The 18,241-nt window shown below is 55.7% G+C and carries 17 protein-coding genes; 7 read left to right on the top strand and 10 right to left on the bottom strand.

Going from position 1 to position 18,241, the window contains the following annotated elements; translation table 11 throughout:
* Window position 1 precedes the first annotated feature (1 nt).
* From C5Y96_RS28045 to C5Y96_RS18465, 7 genes are all read left to right on the top strand, one after another.
* Window positions 2-448: a EutN/CcmL family microcompartment protein gene (locus tag C5Y96_RS28045; RefSeq protein ID WP_105356337.1), complete on the top strand. Its 447-nt coding sequence runs from the start codon at window positions 2-4 to the stop codon at window positions 446-448.
* A gap of 42 nt (window positions 449-490) precedes the next feature.
* Window positions 491-1,930 (top strand): aldehyde dehydrogenase family protein, encoded by a 1,440-nt coding sequence (locus C5Y96_RS18440; protein ID WP_105356340.1) that lies wholly within the window; start codon window positions 491-493, stop codon window positions 1,928-1,930.
* A gap of 6 nt (window positions 1,931-1,936) precedes the next feature.
* Window positions 1,937-2,197 carry a EutN/CcmL family microcompartment protein gene (locus C5Y96_RS18445; RefSeq protein ID WP_105356342.1) on the top strand — a complete coding sequence of 87 codons (261 nt, stop codon included), beginning with the start codon at window positions 1,937-1,939 and terminating at the stop codon, window positions 2,195-2,197.
* A gap of 2 nt (window positions 2,198-2,199) precedes the next feature.
* Window positions 2,200-2,862 (top strand): hypothetical protein, encoded by a 663-nt coding sequence (locus tag C5Y96_RS18450; protein ID WP_105356352.1) that lies wholly within the window; start codon window positions 2,200-2,202, stop codon window positions 2,860-2,862.
* A gap of 11 nt (window positions 2,863-2,873) precedes the next feature.
* On the top strand, window positions 2,874-3,170 hold the full coding sequence (locus C5Y96_RS18455) for a EutN/CcmL family microcompartment protein (RefSeq protein WP_105356355.1): 297 nt from the start codon (window positions 2,874-2,876) through the stop codon (window positions 3,168-3,170).
* A 90-nt stretch (window positions 3,171-3,260) separates the two neighbouring features.
* Window positions 3,261-4,127 (top strand): class II aldolase/adducin family protein, encoded by an 867-nt coding sequence (locus C5Y96_RS18460; RefSeq protein ID WP_105356358.1) that lies wholly within the window; start codon window positions 3,261-3,263, stop codon window positions 4,125-4,127.
* A 28-nt stretch (window positions 4,128-4,155) separates the two neighbouring features.
* Window positions 4,156-5,097: a lactate/malate dehydrogenase family protein gene (locus tag C5Y96_RS18465; protein WP_105356361.1), complete on the top strand. Its 942-nt coding sequence runs from the start codon at window positions 4,156-4,158 to the stop codon at window positions 5,095-5,097.
* A gap of 92 nt (window positions 5,098-5,189) precedes the next feature.
* On the opposite strand, the gene C5Y96_RS18470 is transcribed toward C5Y96_RS18465, so the two are convergent.
* The 10 genes from C5Y96_RS18470 to C5Y96_RS18515 all read right to left on the bottom strand — a co-directional run bounded on the left by C5Y96_RS18470 (window position 5,190) and on the right by C5Y96_RS18515 (window position 18,217).
* Entirely contained in the window at window positions 5,190-6,647 is a 1,458-nt protein-coding gene (locus C5Y96_RS18470; protein ID WP_158261309.1) for a glycosyltransferase, read from the bottom strand.
* A gap of 303 nt (window positions 6,648-6,950) precedes the next feature.
* Window positions 6,951-8,144, bottom strand: coding sequence for a bifunctional glutamate N-acetyltransferase/amino-acid acetyltransferase ArgJ (gene argJ, locus C5Y96_RS18475; RefSeq protein ID WP_105356365.1), 1,194 nt, complete (start codon window positions 8,142-8,144; stop codon window positions 6,951-6,953).
* Window positions 8,145-8,168: 24 nt separating this feature from the next.
* Entirely contained in the window at window positions 8,169-9,191 is a 1,023-nt protein-coding gene (argC, locus tag C5Y96_RS18480; RefSeq protein WP_199188741.1) for an N-acetyl-gamma-glutamyl-phosphate reductase, read from the bottom strand.
* Window positions 9,192-9,339: 148 nt separating this feature from the next.
* On the bottom strand, window positions 9,340-9,951 hold the full coding sequence (locus C5Y96_RS18485; protein ID WP_158261310.1) for an NUDIX hydrolase: 612 nt from the start codon (window positions 9,949-9,951) through the stop codon (window positions 9,340-9,342).
* Window positions 9,952-9,964: 13 nt separating this feature from the next.
* Window positions 9,965-11,584, bottom strand: a complete 1,620-nt coding sequence (locus C5Y96_RS18490) for a DUF6798 domain-containing protein (protein WP_105356372.1) — start codon at window positions 11,582-11,584, stop codon at window positions 9,965-9,967.
* 33 nt (window positions 11,585-11,617) lie between these two features.
* Window positions 11,618-12,508 carry an SMP-30/gluconolactonase/LRE family protein gene (locus C5Y96_RS18495; RefSeq protein ID WP_158261311.1) on the bottom strand — a complete coding sequence of 297 codons (891 nt, stop codon included), beginning with the start codon at window positions 12,506-12,508 and terminating at the stop codon, window positions 11,618-11,620.
* A 44-nt stretch (window positions 12,509-12,552) separates the two neighbouring features.
* Window positions 12,553-13,434 (bottom strand): alpha/beta hydrolase, encoded by an 882-nt coding sequence (locus tag C5Y96_RS18500; protein ID WP_233199014.1) that lies wholly within the window; start codon window positions 13,432-13,434, stop codon window positions 12,553-12,555.
* A 98-nt stretch (window positions 13,435-13,532) separates the two neighbouring features.
* A complete protein-coding gene (locus C5Y96_RS18505) occupies window positions 13,533-15,482 on the bottom strand; it encodes a M20/M25/M40 family metallo-hydrolase (RefSeq protein WP_105356376.1) in 1,950 nt (649 codons plus the stop codon).
* Between the two features lie 41 nt (window positions 15,483-15,523).
* Entirely contained in the window at window positions 15,524-16,885 is a 1,362-nt protein-coding gene (locus C5Y96_RS18510) for a TadE/TadG family type IV pilus assembly protein (RefSeq protein WP_158261312.1), read from the bottom strand.
* Between the two features lie 42 nt (window positions 16,886-16,927).
* On the bottom strand, window positions 16,928-18,217 hold the full coding sequence (locus tag C5Y96_RS18515; RefSeq protein WP_158261313.1) for a sulfatase-like hydrolase/transferase: 1,290 nt from the start codon (window positions 18,215-18,217) through the stop codon (window positions 16,928-16,930).
* Window positions 18,218-18,241: the final 24 nt, after the last annotated feature.

An 18,241-nucleotide genomic window follows, 5' to 3' on the forward strand; every position in this document is an offset into this window, starting at 1 on the left:
AATGTTTATCGCCAAAGTGACCGGATCGGTCATTTCCACGCAGAAAGTCGACACGATGGTCGGCCACAAATTGCTTGTGGTCGAACCGTATCGACTGGAATCGAAAGATCGCCAGTCGCTGGTAACGACCGGCCGAACGTTCGTCGCTGTCGACATGCTCGGTAGCGGTGTGGGGGACTTCGTACTGATTACCCAAGGTTCCAGTGCCCGCCTGACTCCGGAAACCAAGTCCCTTCCGATCGATTGTGTCGTGATCGGCATTGTCGATCGTGCCCAGGTTGAAAGCTTCTGTGTCTACGACCGCAACGAAGACACCGACAAGCCGCAAGCCAAGGCCCAGCCAGCACCGGCCCCGAAGCCACAACCCAAATCGGAACCAAAGCCGGCACCTACGCCTGAGCCGACGCCAACTAAGGACGAGCCCACCGAGGAAGAATCGGAAAGCTAGTCTGCCGCAACATTCACGCGCTGACGCGAGGATATAAACATCATGCATTTTGACGAATCCATCATTCGCAACGTAGTGGCCCAGGTACTGGCCGAAGTGGGCAATGCTCCACCGGTGACCTCTGGGTTCACTGGCCGCTACGGGATCTTTGACTGTGCCGACGAGGCCGTCCGGGCTGCCCGCGAAGCTTTTGAAAAGCTCTCGGAACGCACCATCGAAGATCGCAAGCGAATCATCGATCACATCCGCCGTATTTCGATCGACCAGAAGGTCGAACTGGGCACGATGGAAATGAACGAGACGAAGATTGGTCGTCTCGCTCATAAGATCGAAAAGCTGGAACTGCTGGGCCGCAAGACGCCTGGCGTCGAGTTCCTCCGCAGCGAAGTCTATAGCGGCGACCATGGCCTGGCCGTGATCGAGCACGCCCCGTTCGGCGTGATTGGCTGTATCACTCCGGTCACGCACTCGCTTCCGACGATCACCGGCAACGCCGTCAACATGATCGCTGGCGGCAACACGCTGGTCGTCAACCCGCATCCATCCGGCAAGAAGGTTGCCGCGGAAGGGGTTCGTCGCTTCAACAAGGCAATCTACGACGATCTGGGCATCGACAACCTGATTTGCGTGATTGCCGAACCAACCCTCGAATCGGCCGACCTGATCTTCCACCACCGCGACGTGGCCATGATCTGCGTCACCGGCGGTCCGGCGGTTGCCCGTGCGGCCCTCAACAGCGGCAAGAAAGCCGTGGTTGCTGGTCCTGGTAACCCACCGGTTGTCGTCGACGAAACGGCCGACCTTGATCGTGCGGCTCGCTGCATCATTCAAGGTGGCGCGTACGACAATAATCTGCTGTGCATCGCCGAAAAAGAAGTCTTCGTCGTGAATTCGGTTTTCGACGAGATGATGCGAGCCATGGAACGAGCCGGTGCCGTTCGCTTGAACGGAAGTGAAGTCGACCGCCTGACCTCGGTCGCGATCACCGAATACGGCGATCCCGGCAAAAAGAAACTAGTGGCCGCGAAGGAATTCATCGGCCAAGACGCGGCCGTCCTCGCACGAGCCGCCGGCAAGAATATCTCGCCGAACGTGGAACTCATCTTCGGCGAAACGGACGAGCACAACCCGTTCGTCCCTGTCGAACAGATGATGCCGTTCATTCCTTTCGTTCGCTGCCACGACGTGGACGAAGCGATCGACAAGGCACGCTACTACGAACATGGTTTCCGCCACACGGCCATCATTCACAGCAACAATGTCCGCAACATGACCAAGATGGGTCGCGTAATGGACACCACGCTGTTTGTGAAGAACGGGCCTTGTGCCGCGGCACTGGGCGTCGGAGGCGAAGGTTACATTTCGTTCTCGATCGCCACCCCAACCGGCGAAGGCGTTACCACACCGCTTACGTTCACGCGGGAACGACGCTGCTCGCTGATTGACGATTTGTGCATCCTGGGCCATCCGGCGAAAGGTTAGTCCTTTATGCAAACGGCACGCGTGGTCGGTACGGCCACCAGCACAGTTCGACACGTGTCGATGCGGGGCTGGAAACTTTTGGTTGTGCAGCCAATGCAAACCGACGACATCACCCCAGATGGCCATCCATTGGTCGCGGTCGATGCCGTCAACGCCGGGCCAGGCGAACTGGTGATGATCACCAGCGATGGCAAATCGACTTCCGAACTTTTGAACTACCCCCGAACGCCTGTCCGCTGGACGGTGATCGGCATTATTGACGAATAAACGTGCAGTCCAACTTCTGTAGCCAAGATATCGAACGAATCGTCCGCATGGTCGTCGAGCGACTCATGCGAGAAGGTTCCGCCGCGCCGCCAACGGTGACGGCAACAGCCACAACCGGCGAACTTCGCTTGGATGTGAAGCTTGTGACCGTCGAAACACTGAAGGGCAAACTGAACGATTCGATCACCGTGCTGTGCGTGCCGACCAAAACGGTTGTCACGCCGGCGGTGAAAGATGAACTAAAACAACGTGGAGTCGAGCTTCGCCGAATCGATGAAACCGATTGCGGTCAGAAGCAGACGACACCAGCGGTGGTCAACGCCGCCAAGCAGTCGGTTTCCACTGCCTGGCAGTCTACCGCCCGTACCGAACAAGTAGGCAGCCTGAATCAGGCCGTAGATCGGGCTATCGCCATGGCCAAAAGTGACCAGATGGCGGTGATCCTTTCCGAACAGCCGGAACTGGCCGTGGCGGCAGCCAATCGCACCAGCGGCATCCGTGCCATGGTCGCGTGCGGAAGTCACGACTGGCAGGCCGCCGCGAAAAGCCTGGGGGCGAACCTGGTGGTTTGCCATCCTGGCCAATGGCAGGACTCGGATGTCCCGCGACTGCTGACGACCTTGTGGAACCTCCGCGGAACCGCTGGTCCCAACTGGATTAAGTAACGAGAAGCCAAATGCGTATCGCCAAGATCATCGGAAAAGTCACACTCAGCCGTTCGGTTCCTGAATTTCAGGGTGCCGTGCTGAAGCTGGCCGTGCCCATGATGCTGAGCGATATCGAAAACGAAAACACGCCGCTGGACGATCTACTCGTCGTTTACGACGAACTGGGAGCCGGCCAAGACAATTACATCGCGTTAAGTGAAGGGGGCGAAGCGGCCCAACCGTTTTACCCCGACATGAAGCCAGTGGACGCGTACAACGCGGCCATTTTAGATACGGTCGATATCCGTTATCGACTGAAGAAATAGGCATTCCTGTCCCCTCTCTCTGATGGGGCGACGGGACAGGAATGAGACGAATCAACAAACGTACCCCTTGATTGCGAGATACGAATCGGCATGACGAACGTTCACAAGATCAAACAAGACATGTGCGATATTGGACGGCGAATCTACAACAAAGGCTTCGCCGCCGCTAACGATGGCAACATCACGGTTCGCATCAGCGAAAACGAAGTCCTTTGCACGCCGACAATGCACTGCAAAGGTTTTCTGAAGCCGGAAGACATCTCCACGATCGACATGACCGGCAAGCAGATCGCCGGCAGCAAGCCACGTTCGAGCGAAGCTCTGCTGCACCTTGAAATCTACAAGCAGCGACAAGACGTCAAGAGCGTCGTGCACTGCCACCCGCCACATGCGACCGCGTTTGCCATCGCACGCGAACCGATTCCGCAGTGCGTTCTGCCGGAAGTGGAAGTCTTCCTGGGTGACGTGCCGATCACCAAGTACGAAACGCCTGGCGGTCAGTCGTTCGCCGACACGATCATTCCGTTCGTCGATCGCACCAATCTCATCCTGCTAGCCAACCATGGGACCGTCAGCTACGGCGAGACGGTGGAACGTGCTTACTGGTGGACCGAAATCCTGGACGCCTACTGCCGCATGCTGATCCTGGCCAAGCAGCTGGGTCATGTCGAATTTCTGAACGAGAAGAAGTCGCGTGAACTGCTTGACCTGAAGGACAAGTGGGGCTGGAAAGATCCTCGCAACACCGAAGAGTACAAAGATTGCGACATCTGCGCGAATGACATCTTCCGCGATAGTTGGGAAGACTCGCACGTGCAGCGTCGTGCGTTTGGTGCTCCGGAGCCAATGGGCCCCAACGCCAAGAAGCCTGCGGCTGGGGCTGGCTCGTCGGACCAGGAAGCCCTGATCCAGATGATCACCCAGCGTGTGATGGCCGAGTTGTCGAAGCAACGTTAATCCACCCCATTGTTCGAAGAGAGTAACCATGAAAGTTAGCATCATCGGTGGCGGTGGCCTGGTTGGTTCGTGTGCCGCGTTTGCCCTGCAGTGCAGCGGTATCGTCCGCGAGATCGCCTTGCTCGACGTCAACGCCGACTTGGCCGGCGGTCAGGCCTTGGACCTGCTGCACGGCAGCCCCAGCACCGCAGACCAGATCATTTCCAGCGGAAGCTACGAACACATCCCCGATTCGGACGTTATCTGCATCACGGCCGGTTTGCGTCGCAAGCCGGATGAAAGCCGCCTGGACCTGATCAATCGCAACGTCGACCTGTTTCTGACAATCCTCGATTCGATCAAGAAGGTTGGCTACAAGAAGGACGCAATCGTCTTCGTCGTTTCCAATCCGGTCGACATTCTGACCTACCTGGCATCGACTCGCTTGGACCTGCCAACCAACAAGGTGATTGGCCTGGGAACGCAGCTTGATACGATTCGCTTCCGAGCTCTGATCGCCGAACACTGCAAGTTGCCTCCTACGCAGGTCAAAGCATTGATTCTGGGTGAACACGGCGACAGCATGGTGCCGATTTGGTCGTCCGCTTCGGTCAACGGATTGCCGCTCGAGAAGTTCCCTGGCTGGAATCCCAATGCGGCCAACGAACTATTTACCCGCACCAAGGGTTCTGGTGCCGAAGTGATCAAGAAGAAGGGTGGAGCTGGCTTTGCCGTCGGGATCGCCATTCGCGATGTGGTCGATGCGATCGCCCTCGATAGCCACCAGATCTTGCCGATCTCGAGCATTCAAAATGGCTGCTACGACATTCGCGACGTTGCGTTGAGCGTGCCCACCGTCGTTGGCAAGAACGGCGTGGAATCGACCTACCAGCTCGACCTGTGGCCGAAAGAAATCCAGGCCCTGCGACGTAGCGGAGCGGTTCTCCGTGAAACGCTGACGACGGTGCTCAACCGCGTCGGTCGTTCGTAAGATCCTGGCCATCGTAGCCAAGTCAAACTAAAAAGGCCTCGCGTATATGCGAGGCCTTTTTTCATGTACTGACGAAAGAGCAGACGTGAGGTCTAGCCCGCCTTGCTGGATGCCGTCGGACGGATCTTCGGCCCAGTGAACAGTGCTCGCAGCAGTTCATCTGGCTCCGAATTGTGAGGATCGCGTTCCTTCCAGGCCTTCAGGACGTCGCGCGATGCCTCTGGCTCGTCGAGCGCTGCCAACGTGGTGGCATACCAACGCAGGCACAATGGTTCACGCGAACCCTGGCGAAACGCTGCTTCCAGATAAGGACGAGCAGCAATCCAGTTATTCTGCGAAGCTAGTGCCGCACCGCGAACGGCGCTGCGTAGCGATTCCACCTTGGGATAATCGGCCGGAAGTTTCTCCAGTTCAGCGAGCGCTTCCTGGCGACGGCCATGCTTGACGTGCATTTCGATCACCTGCCGACGCAATCGCACCGAGCGAGGGCAATCTACCAAGGCTTCTACCAGAATACGCTCAGCGTCTTCTTCCCGGCCAACTGCGTGCGTTGTGATTGCCAGGCACGACGCGGCGATTTCATCGATGTCGTCGATGTGCCATGTTTCGAGGTTGATCTGACCATGCTTGTACGCGGTTTCAAACGAACGCCGCGCCAAGTCGAGATGCCCCTTCGATTGCAGATAGCCACCCACGGCACACAGCAGTTGAGCGTCAAGAGGGAAGATCTCTAATGCCGTCATGCAGGTTTGAATCTGGGTATCGAGGCCGTCTGGACGGCCATCGAGTGCAGTCAGGATACCGTAGAAAGCTTCGAGCATCTCGGCCGATCCATGTTCCGACAGGCGGCAGGCCTGTTCGTAGAACATCAGTGCGTTGGCCTGATCGTTGAGCGTTTGCACCGCTTCGCCCATGCAAATCATCAGGCGAGCACTCGGTCCTGCTTCTTTGATTTCGCGCTCGACCAACTTGGCATCGCGACTGGCTCGTCGGATCTTCCAGGCGGAATCGCTCTCGATCAGGTTGCGTTGCACAAGAAACGGAACGGCTTCAATCGACATGCCACACTCGGCAAGCGATTGAATCACGTGTTCTCGTACACGTCCTTCGTAGCGAATTCCTGGGTGATTTGGGTGTAAGCGAACCTGGCCGATCTGTTCGCTGCCGATGGTGCCTGGGGCTTGTGGTGCCCGCACTAGCAGTACGTAGGCCGTCATGATATCGACCTGGCTGTTGACGAACTGCCGCAATTTGGCGGCGTCATCCGAGTCGATTGTTTCGCCTGGATCAAGCCACAGGATCCATTCGCCGGTCACGTGCGCGAGAGCCGCATTGCGTGCCTCGCCAAACGAGTCTTGCCACGAATGGGCGACGACGCGGGCCTGAAACTCACTGGCAATCGACGAAATGGCATCCGTCGTACCAATGTTTAGCAGCACGATCTCATCAACGATCTGACGCACACTATTGAGCGTCTCGCGGATCAAATCCGTTTCATCCTTGACTACCATTACAGTAGTCAGCTTACGGTTGCGAGCTTCCTTGGTCATTGCAGACGAATACCTCAGGGACATAGCGGTGCGTAGACGTGGCGATGCATGAAGGGATATCCATACCGCGTTGGGAACTTCATACGGCCCTATTTCATGCCGTGGCGAGAGTGTAGCGAGCACGGCATTTTGCGCAAAGACGTATTTATGCTAGCAGTGAGCAAAAGTGGACCGCCTGAAGCCACAAGAAAAGAGGGTAAGGAGAGAGCACGGATTACACGGATGAGCACTGATAAGAGAACCAGCTCGGCCTGGTCATTCCTCTCATCGGTGCCTATTCGTGTAATCCGTGGTGGTTACTCCTTAGGTCCGGTATTCCGAGTTGAACTTCACGTATTCCACCGTCAGATCGCTCGACCAGTAGCGAAACTTGGTGTCGCCTTCGGTAAAGCGAAGGGTAACGTCGGTTTCAAAGCTGTCTTTGATCGACTGGCTGACCGTTTTTTCGTCGAACTTGACTGGCGTACCCTTCTGATAAAGAAGGTGCCCGTTGACTCGTAGTTCCAAGCCCATCGGGTCGAACTTCACGCCGGAGTATCCAGCGGCCGAGACAATTCGTCCCCAGTTCGGGTCCCCACCGGTAATAGCGCACTTAACCAACGCGCTGTCGGCAACCGTTTTGGCAATTCGGAAGGCGTCTTCTCGGTTGGCACAACCTTCGATGTTGATCTCGATCAAATGAGTCGAACCTTCCCCATCGGCTGGGATCTGTTTCGCCAGGTCTTCGCAAAGCTGCTGTAGTTCGGCTTTGAATCCTTCGAGAGCCCCTCCAGAGATTTCGCCGGTGCCTGCCTTGCCGCTGGCCAGAAGCAACAGGGTATCGTTCGTGCTGCGGTGGCCATCGACCGTAATGCAGTTGAACGTATTGTCGGTCACCTCAGACAGAATCTCTTTGGCCTGCTGCGGGCTCAGTTGCGCATCGGTCAACACTACGGACAGCATTGTGGCCATGTTCGGAGCGATCATGCCAGCCCCTTTGCACATGCCGATCAGTTTGACAGGCTTTCCGTTGACTTCGCACTGGCGCGAGGCCACTTTCTTGCCTTTGTCGGTGGTCATGATACCACGGGCTGCCGTGTCGAAGTGGCTTTCATCGCTGCCCAGTCGCTGGAAGACTTCCTCGAGCCCGGCTCGAATCTTTTCCATCGGCAAGTTATGTCCGATGATGCCTGTCGACATGGTAAGAACCTGATCGGCAGAGACACCAAACTGCTTGGCGACGATGCCGGCCATCTCGGCGTTGTCTTTGTCCCCTTGTTCACCGGTGCAGGCATTGGCATTGCCCGAATTGGTGATGACGGCCCGAATTTTGTCAGAAGGCGTACGTGCCCTGTCCCAAACCACAGGAGCAGCCACAACGAGGTTGGTCGTATAGACGCCCGCAGCGACGGTGTCTTCATCGCAGACAATCAGCGACAGGTCTTCCTTGTTCGGATTTCGCTTCAATCCGCAGTGAAAGCCACCGAGTCGAAAACCAGCGGGAATAGGCGAAGTCATCCTCAATCTTCCTTCATCTACCAATCAAAGCAGTGCGGTTGTTTCCGCGAAACCATACATCAAATTGAAATTCTGAACGGCCGCCCCCGACGCCCCTTTGATCAGGTTGTCGATCGCCGAAATCGTCAGCACGCGATCCTTCACGCGACGAACCGTGATATCGCAGAAGTTCGTTCCCGAGACATGCTTGGTCGCCGGCAAGTCGCTACGCACGCGGACGAATGGTTCGCTCGCGTACGTCTCTTCCAACAAAGCAAGCAATTCCTTTTCAGAGGCATCTTGATCTGGCAGCGCGTAACACGTGCTCAGAATTCCACGATCCATCGGAACCAAGTGCGGTGTGAAAATCACGCTGGCCTGTTTGCCCGAATAGACCGTCAAGTTTTGTTCGATCTCTGGCATGTGGCGATGGGTACCGACACCATAGGCCGAGAAGCTTTCGTTGCACTCAGGGTACAGCGTCCCCAGTTTTGGCGTCCGCCCTGCCCCGCTGACACCGCTTTTGCAGTCGGCGATGATACCATCGGCACGGATCAGACCATTCTTCAGCAGTGGAGCCAGCGCCAGCGATACGCCGGTCGGGTAGCAACCTGGGTTGGCTACCAGTTGTGCTTCCGCGATCCCTTCGCGAAAGAGCTCTGGCAGACCGTAAACGGTGGTCTTCATTCGCTCGGCATCGGGATGCTCGCCACCGTACCACTGGGTGTAAACCGCAGGATCGTTAAGCCGATAGTCGGCACTCAAGTCGACCACCTTCAGGCCTGCTTCCAGGAACTCGGGAATCACCGAAGCGGAAGCCGCATGGGGTAAACAGCCGAAGACGCAGTCACACCGTTGGGCCACCTCTTGCGGGCCCCAGTTTTCCAGGTGCAGGTCGAGCACCTTATGAAACTGCGGGTGAATGGCACTAAGGTGCGGACGATCTTCCTGGCGAGTTGTCAGCGCGGTGACTTCCACCTCGGGATGGCGAACCAAGATTTTCAGTAATTCCAGAGCCGTGTAACCGGTGGCCCCAAGAATACCAACACGTACCGTCATGGCATGCAGCCCAATGTTTGTGTCAAAAGAGAGAACCGACCGGTTAGTATAAAGGACCACCCGCCTGCGAACAGAGGGAGGCCCCAACCAGTGGGCTAGATGAATTCACAGAACCTGAAGTGCCCGTCCTAACCAAGACAGGCAATTCGGCGAGCACTTATTTGGCCGAAGTGAGGGCTTCCCCCAATTCGACCAACATACGCAGCGTCGCACCCCACACGCGATGTCCATCGACATTCAGGTGCAAGGCAGAGAATTGGACGCGGCGGCGGGTAACCTGGTGCATGCCGAAATTCCTGGAATCCATCAAATGCGTAAGGGGTAAGAAGATGAGCCCCGCTACTTCGCACGGATCGGGGCTCCATACGGGTAAAGAGTGCTGCAAGGCTACAAAGGTTCGCACTTGATGATTACTTGCCCAAACATTCGTGGGGGGAAGCTCACCGAGAACCCCATCTGGCGAAACCAGGTGCCCGGTCTCCTCATGAAATTCCCGCAACGCCGTATGCATTGCGGATTCCCCCGGCTCGCACCTTCCCCCAGGCAGAGCGATCTCGCCGGCGTGAATCCCTTCGGTTTCCGCTCGGATCATGAGCGGGATCGTCCAGTTTCCCTGCTCGCCGGGATAAATGAGGATCAGATTCGCGGCCTGGCGTGCCCGGGGATAGGCCGGAGCCTTATGCCGACCATACGAAAGATTAGGAGCCGAGTGCCGCAGTTGCGGAAAAACCATCTCGGAAGTACCGAGGGCCTCAGCCAGTGATCGCACCCACCGCTGCGTGCTAGTTTTCTTCGTCGGGAATCTCATAAACTTCGTAGCTGGAATTTTGATCGGCACTGGCAGGATACACTCGCGGGAAGCTCCAGGAGATGGATATACCATCTTTCCGAGCCAAGTCCCGATCGACAACTACAAATCGAATTCCATACTTCTGGGAAAGTTCGCGGAGATCGTCTTCGGTCAGGCCAGCCAGGCTCAGGGTTTCCCGGTTATGAAAGCTCCGCCAATGCGTATCGCCGCGGCGTTCTCGCCACTGCAGAAGATTGAGGTCGTCCTGCGGGACATCTTTGGTCGTGACCACCTCGGCACGTTGGGCATACCACTTGAATGACGATTGCAAGCGAGGCGTCAGGAAGACCGCGTCCGGTGGCGTGTTGTCTCGTATCCAATAACAGGTATCGGCCCAGTCCTGAGGGTTGGTCACCAAGCTACTAAGATCGGCAGGGCTCGCCGTGGCCGTCCAGCGTTCTTCAATTCGAGAGAACATGCCCACCAAAACCAGCAGTGTTAAACCGACCATCACGGCCCCAGCCGTTCGCGGCGTTGTCTGCCGATACTTGCCAAACAGCACAACGACATTGATTGCCAAGGCCAACGGCACCAGGACATCGGCGATGCGATACCAATAGAGCCGCAGCAGTTTGGTTGCCGTCAGCCAGTCCTGCACAACATTGAAGAATACCTGATCGATGGCGATGCCAATGAAAACCAACACAACGCTCCCGGCGACTACCCCGTTCAAGATGCGAAGTTTGTCGTCGTTTCGAAGAAGCCAGGCAGTGGCCGCCCAGGCAATTGCCGCCAGGAAGAATCGCACCTTAAATTCCCACGCGAAGGTATGGACCACGAGGTGATGCGCCAAACGTTCGTAAACGTAGTAATAGCTGGCCCAGGAACTCTCGACCGGACTCGTACCTCGGTTTAGTAGCAACAGCGGAACGACACCAATCAGGGCAATCGCTCCCCCGACAAATAGGCCTGGCAAAATCGAGATGAGCGAGGGACGCTGCTTCGGACACACCAACCAACAGAACATCAAGCAGACCACCATCCAGCCGCCGACCAGCACGTGAAATGCACTGGCAATTCCCAGCATGATCCACGCTCGGTTCCAGCGATCGGACAATACATCTCCCAGTCCCCAAAAAGCGAAGGCATAGGCAAAACATTTTGCTTCGACGCCGCCGATCAGCCACTCGCCAGCCATGTGAAGATAGATAACCCCCACCGCTCCTGCCACGATCGCCCAGAAACCAACCCAAGGTCGCGGGTCGATCTTCGCAATCATCCGCTGCCAACTGTAAGCGATCGCTCCCCAGCAGATCAGTCGACCGATCCAAGCGGCGACAGGAAACGAGACCCAAGTAGTGATCCAACCGAAACTCCAATAGAAGACGCCGTGCGCGTCTCCTGAGTTCAGGAAATGATCGTTGGGGCACCACGCCGGATTCCAGTAGTGCCGAGCCTTGGAAAGATAATGCGGTTCGTTGACTTCCGGCGTGAGAGGCCCGACCAACAGAAAGAACAACAGCACGATCAGCCCAAATTGAATCCACCGCGACGACATCGATGACTGCGGTTGGTCCGCTTCCTGCGGCTCACTGGGGTTCGATGGATTCATGAACACTTCAAATGCGAACGGGATTGGTAAAAGCTAGTCTGCTTTCACTTTACCATATCGCACCCCTGTCGCTTGTGTGGGTCGGCGATAAATCCCACCACCACACGAGACATACAGCCAGTCGAGTTCCGGTCCGGCAAACGCGACGTTGGAAAGAAACTGCTCGGTTGGCTTGTGCATCACGCCACTGATCCGCGCCGTCGGGTCGAACATCTGCAGGCCCGCCTCCGTCGCCACGTACAAACGTCCAGCCGAATCGACCGTCATGCCATCGGCACGGCTGGGAGCATCTTTTTCCTTGACGCGACAGGTATAAACCGGAACGCCGTAGCGTAGCGATCCGTCCAGTTCTACACGATAGGCAATCAGGTTCTGGCCTGCCGAGTCGGCCACAACCAACGTCCCTTCGTCCGGCCAGAGGATGATTCCATTGGGTGACGTAATATCCGTCGCGACTACCCTCTTCTCGCCGGTCGGACGCACGAGCCAGACCTGATGCCCCTTGGGATCGGTGCAGTAGATATTGCCATTGCTGGCAACAACCAGATCATTGGCACCCAGGTCGTCGGCGATAACCTCCATCTTGCCGGCGGCATCGAAGACCACGATTCGGCGGTCACGATTCTGACTGCCATACAAGCGGCCGTCGGCACCGAACATCAATCCGCTGGTCGCACCTTGCCCTTGAGAGAAGGTGCTTACCTGCTTCGTTCCGTGGTCGATCTTGAGGACCAACTGATTTGGCACATCGACGAAATAAAGATTCCCATCGGCGTCGACCGCAGGGCCTTCGGTGAATTTATACCCATCGGCCACCAGTTCCCAGTCTTGCCCTGGGATCAGGACGTCGGCTAGGGGCATGTCTTGGGCGACCGTCCATTGGGCACAAGCAAAAAGCAGAGCTAAGGAAAGCAGGATACGCATCGTCATCATCTCCACGGCATTTGGTAGAAAGATCACCCAGAAAACTAGTTCTGCGTTACCACATCGCTCCACAACCAACGCATCGTATCTGGGAAGATCGCTCCCCCGTGACGACCGCTATGCTTGCCTTCGCCGTAAACGAACTTGTAATCGTATCCCACGAACTTGAGTGCCGCAGCCATTTGCTGATTGGATAGCGGCCAATTGCCGTGCAGGTTATCGAGGTCGTTGCTGCCGTCTTGCAAGAAGACCTTAATCGGTTTCTTTTCCGTCTTGCGAATGACCGCCGGATAAACGTGCCCGCCGCGGATATTGGTGAAGCTGCCGATATGGCTGACAACTTTGCCAAACGAATCAGGGCGTTCCCAGGCGGCCGTGAAAGCACAAATACCGCCAGAGCTATTGCCGCAAATGGCGCGATGCTTAGGGTCGTTTGAAATGTCGTACTGTTTGCCTACGTCCGCCAAGATCTCTTCCAGCAGAAATCGCACGTATTGATCGCTGAGGGTGTCGTATTCGAAGCTTCGATTCTTGCGGGGCATTTGGCCTTCCTTCGCCGGAGGCACAACGCCTGGCTGAATGAAAACGCCAATGGTTACCGGCATTTCGCCTGCGTGAATCAGGTTGTCAAAGACAACTGGTACGCGTGTCTGCCCTTTTTCGTTCACGAAACCAGCTCCATCTTGAAACACCATCAAGCAGGCCGGTTTACCCTTCTCGTATTGCTTGGGAACATACACCCAGTAGTCGCGAACCGTACCAGGGTAGATCTCGCTTTGGTCCCACACGTGCTTCGTTACGGTTCCCTGCGGAACTCCTTCTTTTCGTTCAGCATCGGGGCCGGTCGTATACTGCTCGTCTTGAGCCCAAGAGGTTGCGGTCAGCAAACAGAAAGACATGGTCAGCGCGAAAAGCAATCGCATCATGGCGAGATTCACTTTGATTGGAGGGGGGGGATGAAAGAAAGGGGCAAGGCTAGAGAAATCAGCCTAATCGCTTTGCTTGCGGTACTCAAGCACCGAGTCTACTCAGGGAACTCGACTTCCAGTTCCAATTCAAGCATGCCACGCATGATTCGCACAGGAATCTTCTGATCGAGTTGGGTTGCCCGAACGGCTGCTCTCAATTCATCGAGTGACGTGATCTTCGTCTTTCCCCAACCGGCCAAGATATCACCGCCACGAAGGCCAGCTTTTTCGGCCGCGCTGCCCTGCGTTACCTTAATGATCGGAATACCAGCAGGCTGTGGATCCCCCACCTGAACACCAAGAGCCCGCTTGCCGCCCTCCTTCTTTTCTTCATTATCCGGCTGACCGCCTGATCCGATACCACCAAAGTAAAGATCGAGCATCGATCCCCCGGCATTCTTGATGGGCACAATCTTGTCTTTTACGAGGTGCTGAAGGATATCGACGTTCATCGCGACGATCTGTCGAATGCCAGGCACGTTGATGTGCTCGACATCGTCGCTGGGGCGATGATACTGCGAATGGAAACCGGTAAAGTCGTGCATCACCGGAATCCCGCGACCGTAGAACGAAGCATGATCGCTCGGACCATATCCGCCTGGAACTTTATTGATGGTGATGGCGTGCTTGGCGGCTGCTTCATCGATCCACTGTTCGAACTCTTCGGCCGTGTTGTGTCCGTAGACAGTCAAACGGTCTTTTCGCAAACGGCCGACCATATCGTAGTTGAGCATCGCCACCGTGTTCTCAATCGCGAACAGTGGATGGCGGACGTAGTACTCGCTTCCAATTAGCCCCTGTTCCTCGGCACCGAAAGCAATAAATAGCATCGTCCGCCGGTCAGTGCCCTTCCACGCCGCACATTGCCGCACCGTTTCCAACAAGGCCACCGTCCCGGAAGCATTGTCGTCGGCTCCGTTGTGAATTTCGCGTGTCCAAGGTGCCAAAGAACCAGATCCGCCGTACCCGAGATGATCGTAGTGAGCCCCTACGACGACCACTTCCGAAGCCAGCTTTCCTTTGCCCGGGAGTACACCAAGCACGTTTTGCTGGGTTCGATCTGACGTTTCGATTTCAACTTCGCCAGTTACACGGGCACCGCCCAGGTCAAAGGAACTCGGCTGCAAGCTTTTGTCGACGCTGGCTTCCCACTCCGACAACGAAGGCTTGTCCGCTTCTTTCAGCAAGGCGTCCACCACCGAGCGTTTCATGTGAAAGATAGGAATCTTCGGCTCAAATTCCTTGGGCATACGGATCTGGAACGAAAGCAGCTTGTCTTCCGCCCCTTTCTCCTTTTTAATTCCCGCCTCGTCCGATACGAAAATGACCGCAGCCGCGTCATGCTCGATCGCGTTGACAATCTTGGTCGATAGATAGGCAAACTTAGAATTGCCCGAGCCAGCGAACTTTTGCGTGCTGCCGGCCTGGTCTGGCTCGTGCCGCAGCAAGATCACCGCTTTGCCAGCTACATCGAACTGTGCGTAGTCATCATAGCCATCGCGCGGCGAGGTAATCCCATAGCCGGCATATGCCAGCGGTAGATCGATCGCACCGACGGTGCTCGGAGAAAGTGGCCGGTAGTCATCACCGGTCACGGCACGCGACTTTCCGTCGGCGGACTTGAGCGTCAGATGGTTATTATGTCCCAACTCAACCCGCTCGCGAGTTGCAAAGACCTGAAAGGGCTTTCCTTCAATCAGCTTGGTATCGAGCCCAGCACTGGCAAACTGCTCGGCAATGTACTCCGCAGATGCCTGTAAACCCTTGGAATACGGCCCGCGTCCCTCTTGTTTGTCCGAGGCCAGAAATGTGATGTCCGCTAGAATCCGCGAATCAATCTGGCTATCGGTGAAGGAGTAGTTGGCAACGGGGTAGGTTACTGTTGCCGCACGAGACGCATCGGTTGCCCGTTCTGCGTCGGGACTAGCGGCAATCGTTTCCTGCTGCTGACATCCTAGTTCGAGACTAAGAAGCGAAACGAGCAAGATTGCGGACGCGTATTTCATGGATTCCTATGATGAAAAAGGATCACCTTGAAGACCTAGGTTCAATTCATAGGATCAACGCACTCAAATACATCCACACGAATTAGCTTGGGATCGCGTGTTTCGCAGTCGTAATAGGCCGTTGACTTAGCGCTAACGCCCCACGGTCCCAGGTCGAAACCACAGATTGACTTTACCACGCTTTGAACACCAATTGTAGCTTGGGCACGTACTGCAAACGGTAACCCAGCCCCTCCCCCGCCAATTTGCACCCACGACTGACCATTTTTGACGCCGGAGTTAGGAGGGCATGGCAAATCGATGATTGGCAATTCGTGCCCCACGACGTGCTCTTGCATCAAGGCATCTAATACAGGTGCCCGATCTTCGGCTCGCTTTCGACACTGAGCCGTCGCACCACCGGTTGTATCCTGGAGCATGATCCCAATTTCTGGGGTGGCATTCTGCACGTTTCCGGTTGAAAAGTAGACACGAACCTCGGTAACATCGGCGACTTCGGTACCATCAACCTGGCTGGTACCGTCCAAGACATTCGCACCAAATCGAATACGCTCGCCTGGAGCCAGTCCCAGGTTTGTATCGGGGCCAGAACTAGAAAAATCAAGTCGAAGCGTGTCCCCTAAGTAGGAGAAAGCCACGGTCGTGTTACGACCAGTCAGAAAGTTGTTATTTGTCTGAAATAGCGGGGTTTGCATACCCGTCGTGTAGTTGATTTTATAGGGGTCCGTGCCGTCGACTGCCAATTGAGCCGAGCCAACTTGAAAATGGTAATTGCTCGGATTCATTGCGTCAGAGTCGACATCGATTTCAACCCGCCAAATCCGCAACGACGTGTTGTAATTGTCCTCTGTCGCCAGGAAGGAGATTCCCCACTCGTTATGTTGCGTATTGAGATTACCTTCCCCAGTGGCATCCACAAGCACTCCCCCCGTTGAACAATTTGGGGACATGGCTGCGTTAAAAATGACACTCCCGGCAGGCGGTCCAACGGGGCCTTCGGTCTCTCGAATCACTCCGAACACGAACACACCGCTCTGTAAGTAATTTCCATAGTCGCTGATATCGGTGCAAACTTTGTTTCCATTGATCTGGTTCATGTCGTAGTTGAGGTCGCCATCGAAGTCGACATTTAGAACCTGCATCGTCAAATCAACGGGTACACCTCGCACTGGATTCGCGATCGCAAAATCATTTCCAATAATACGTGCATCTTTCGTATCCATCCCCCCTTCGGCCCACTCCTTAACCGCTGCCAAGGCACTTGCTTCCAAACTCTGCTCCAGCTCAAGCCGAGCTAACCAGATGTTGCCGATCTCGACGGCGAAAACCAAGAACAAGATCAGTGCAGGAAAGGCAATAATAATCCACAGCAGCGATACACCACGCTTGGCGCGCTTGCTCAAGAAGTCGAATCGTCGATGGAGTTGCGTCATGAAGAGGGTGCTCTAGAAGTTCATCTTGGTTCGATTCGGCCCACTGTCAGACAACCCTTCAAGCACCTGGGGATGCTGAGCAGCTACGTTGTTTGTTTCACGTGGATCGTCTGGCAGAAAGAAGAGTTGCTCGGAAGGCCCGAAGATCGCCTTCCACGGTCCCTGTCGGATCGCGAACTGATCTTCATCGCTGGGATTGCTCCAGCGGAAACGGCGGCTCGATGTCGGCTTGCCATCCATCCAAGGCTGCAGCGAAATACCGTTGTGTCGCGGTACTCGACTACTAATTATCAGATCGGCCAAGGTCGGAAGTACGTCTAGCAAACCACATGGCTCTGAAATCTTAGCGACGCTGCTTTTGTGCGACCGGTAGATCATCAGTGGAACCTGTAGATTGCTCTCACTAAGGACACTAGCCCCTTTCAACTGGTCTTCAGCTGGAAGCCCAGCCACGATCATGACCATCGAACGTCCGCTGCGTACGGTATGCACGGCATGGAATAGCCGGCCGATTGCCTGATCGATTTCAGCGATCTGGCTTGCACGTGTTTTCGGATCGCTTGCCGTTACGGCAAAATGAAACTCGACATAAACCGGACGATTCGAGGGACGATGCATCAGTAATTCACGCGACTGCCCCACAAGAAGATCTGTCGCAGAGATGTCGTCTTCTGCCGTTTCATTCTGATTCGCGACGATCTTCGCTTCCGCGTCATTGAAGATCAATTTGGTTGGAAGACCTGTTTTCGGGTCGATTTCGGCCTGAACATCTTCATCGTACTGTCGACGCTCGTAGCTGGTCATCCAATTCGTGCCGTCAATGAGCAGGGCTCGGTAGCCGGAATTCCACATCATGTCGGCAATGTAGTTATTCCGAGCTTTTCCTTTACTGTGACCAGACCCCGTCATCAGCATGAATCTGGCAATATCGACTGAAGGGCCGGCATAACACGACTCGAAAACCGTACCGTGCTCTGCTAACGACTCTAGAAGTGGAGTCTTACCCGGCTGGCTATAGAAACCAAGATCATCTTTGGTCACGCCTTCGAGCACTACCATCATGATCAACGGCGAATTCTGACCAGGAACACGGACCTGACGATTTGCATTCCGCATCGCGCTGCGGATATCGGACTTGATACCGGTCAGGCGTCGATCCGCGTCTTCGAGTTGGTCTCGCAAGCCGCCTTCCGAGTCTTTGAATACTTCGCCGTGCGAGGCCAACATGCCATCGAGAGACCGCGTCAGCGGATTCTGCATTTCCGATACGTGAGGGTTATCGTCTTCGGAAGTCGACGGCATCTCGGAAGATATCCCTGGGAACGC

The organism is Blastopirellula marina (assembly GCF_002967715.1).
Taxonomy (GTDB): domain Bacteria; phylum Planctomycetota; class Planctomycetia; order Pirellulales; family Pirellulaceae; genus Bremerella; species Bremerella marina_B.